This is a genomic window from Bradyrhizobium sp. 17 (assembly GCF_023073515.1).
In the GTDB taxonomy this organism is placed as follows: Bacteria; Pseudomonadota; Alphaproteobacteria; order Rhizobiales; family Xanthobacteraceae; genus Bradyrhizobium; species Bradyrhizobium canariense_D.
In genome coordinates this window covers 1-2,328 of the sequence record NZ_JADPJQ010000116.1, presented here as the reverse complement: position 1 = coordinate 2,328, position 2,328 = coordinate 1, and the positions used below count along the sequence as shown (strand labels likewise).

Here is a 2,328-nt window from a genome sequence, read left to right as displayed (position 1 = left end):
GCCAGCGGCTTGCGGCGCACGCCCGCCGGCTCGATTTACGAGGGAGGAGCCCGATGTTGCGAACCGTCACGGTGCCACGGCCCGTATCCAAAATGCCCTCGGCTCTGAACCCTCGCAGGGCGAGGCAGCTTCTTCCCACGCCCAGGATGACGGCGAGTTCTTCGCGCGTGGGCAGCACCTGCTCCGGTGTGCTCCATCAGATCGATGATCCATTTCGCAGCGTTCGCAAGCGCAAAGGACTTCAAGACGCTCCAGCCCCATCTGGATCAATCAGAGGTATGCGAAGGCCGCAGCGGAAGGTCAACCGCTGCGGCCCGCGCGAGTCAAAAAGAGCCGGGTAAAATGAAGAGTGAAATATGCAGCCAGCCCCGGTCCCAAAATTTAGAGCTCTTTCTTATCAGGTTGCAAAACAAACTTCGCCGGAACCGAAATGCGGTTAGGGTGCATTATATTCCGTAGCCGTCGGCATCGGCCCCTTTTCGCCGGTGAGAGCACTGCATCCGCGAAGCCCCTGAGAAGTGGTCGGCTGCGCTCGTGAAACCGCCGTCCTGCTCTGTGTTAATGACGACTTCCCGCGCGCGTGCATTCTCATCTCAGGGGAGTGATTCGGATGCTGGATGCAATCCTGATGCTGCTGGTCGCCGGCGGTGGGGCCTTTCTCGCAATCGCGCTGTGGGGCATCTACCGCCGAGCATAGGGTCCTTTTGTAGGAATTAAGGGGGTGGCCTAATTTGATTTCGCCACTGGCCTAAGTTCGTTCCGGCGCAGGAACTGAAGTTGCCTTCTCTCGTTTTGGAGTCGTCATTAACGGCCGAGGAAAGCGCCATGACGGAGCGCTCCAGAGTGAAGCAGACCTACTCTCTTGAGGAACGATTGGCCGAACTGGCAACAAGGTACAAGGAGCAGGCCAGCGCATTACCGGCAGGCGCGGAACGCGAGGCCCTTCTTAGGAAAGCGCGGTTAGCTAATACTGGCGCGCACATCAGCGATTGGCTGGCCTCTCCCGGTCTACAATCTCCGAAGTGAAGTGCTCAGTGCCCAGTTTTCGTTTTGTGCCGACCCTCGAGATGCCTCAAGGAATCTAGTCCCCGTGAACACGTTGCGAACACGAGTGTATCTCCAGACGGAACGAGCCGCATTGGTCTATTTTGCTTTGTCACTATCGCCCAGCTTGCCCAAGGCTTCCACCATATAGCGAGACTTCCGGAGCTCCCGCTCGCTATCAGCCAGGGCCCGGTAGCTCCGTTCCATCGCTTCGAGATGGTAGCGCGTGAAGGTGTCCTTGGCCGTCTCGATCACCTCCCGGTATCGTTCAGCCAGTTGTAAATATTGATGGGGGCACATAAGCTGACCTTTCCAACTCCCAAGTGTCGTCTGATTTGAAGGTTCCTAAAGTTGGCGACGCCAACAGGGCGTCCAAGAGCACATTGACGACTTGCGCGCGATTGCCGCAAAATGAATTAGGAGCCGCCTTGCCGTTGGTGCGTGAGACGCCATCACCGGCCACGGTTCCGAGGCGTCGGTTGACTGAGAGACGCGACCGCGCTCCCGCCTTTGTGCAGGGAGCGTCTCGTGTCGCAACCATTTGGCGAAGAAACAGAAGAACTACTGTACCGGGCTCAGCGGGCCATCAAGGACGCCGCTGAGACGCGCGAAATCACCCGACGCTTGGTCATGGAAGCAAAGCAGCGGCGTGAAGCTTGGGCGCGACCACCGCCACCACTTGGGGGCTAGATCCTCGTGGCCGGAGGTCCACCGGCGGTGTCAATGAACGGCGACGTGCACAATCTCAAAGCGGAGCACCACGCGAAGCACAGGTCCCGAGCCGTCCCGCACCTCGATTGAGAGGGTACGAACGACCGAGCCCGGCAGCACGTCCTTGGCGAAGTCTGCCATTGCCTCCGAGGCAGCGCGTTTCACCTTCGATAAGGTCGCGATTTCGAGTCCTATCTCGTCAGGAACGAACCTGTCGTTGTCGCGCGTGTCGAAGTAGTAGTGGGACATGGCAGTCAAGACGCAGTCGCGATGGGTGTGTTCCTATCGCAAATTGGAACACCCCAAAAAGAACGACTACGCGGAACCGTCTCGATTCATCCCGGGCCCTAGCTGGGCCATGATGACGCGCTGGTTGTCAGCGTATTCTTGTGCCACCCGCACGCGGCGGCGCTGGTCCAGTCGGTCGCAGTGAGAATTTGCTGCGCTCGCCGCGCTATCGCTTCAAGCACACCTTGCGCTCGCGGCTCAGATTTGGCGAGGTCTTAGGGTCTGTACCTAATTAGCGAGTTCTGATTCCCTGGTGCCAAGTTGATTCGGCACGGGGGACTTCGA

The 2,328-nt window shown here is 58.8% G+C and carries 3 protein-coding genes; 1 reads left to right on the top strand and 2 read right to left on the bottom strand.

The annotated features are described in order from the left end of the window. Window positions 1–825: 825 nt before the first annotated feature. The gene (locus IVB13_RS24985; protein ID WP_247490810.1) at window positions 826–1,026 is read left to right on the top strand and encodes a hypothetical protein; all 201 of its coding nucleotides are present in this window, start codon (window positions 826–828) and stop codon (window positions 1,024–1,026) included. A 117-nt stretch (window positions 1,027–1,143) separates the two neighbouring features. Here the strand turns inward: IVB13_RS24985 and IVB13_RS24980 are convergent, their stop codons facing one another. After that, complete coding sequence (locus IVB13_RS24980) at window positions 1,144–1,299, bottom strand: hypothetical protein (RefSeq protein ID WP_247490808.1); 156 nt, start codon at window positions 1,297–1,299, stop codon at window positions 1,144–1,146. Window positions 1,300–1,764: 465 nt separating this feature from the next. Beyond that, window positions 1,765–2,004 (bottom strand): hypothetical protein, encoded by a 240-nt coding sequence (locus IVB13_RS24975; RefSeq protein ID WP_247490806.1) that lies wholly within the window; start codon window positions 2,002–2,004, stop codon window positions 1,765–1,767. Window positions 2,005–2,328: the final 324 nt, after the last annotated feature.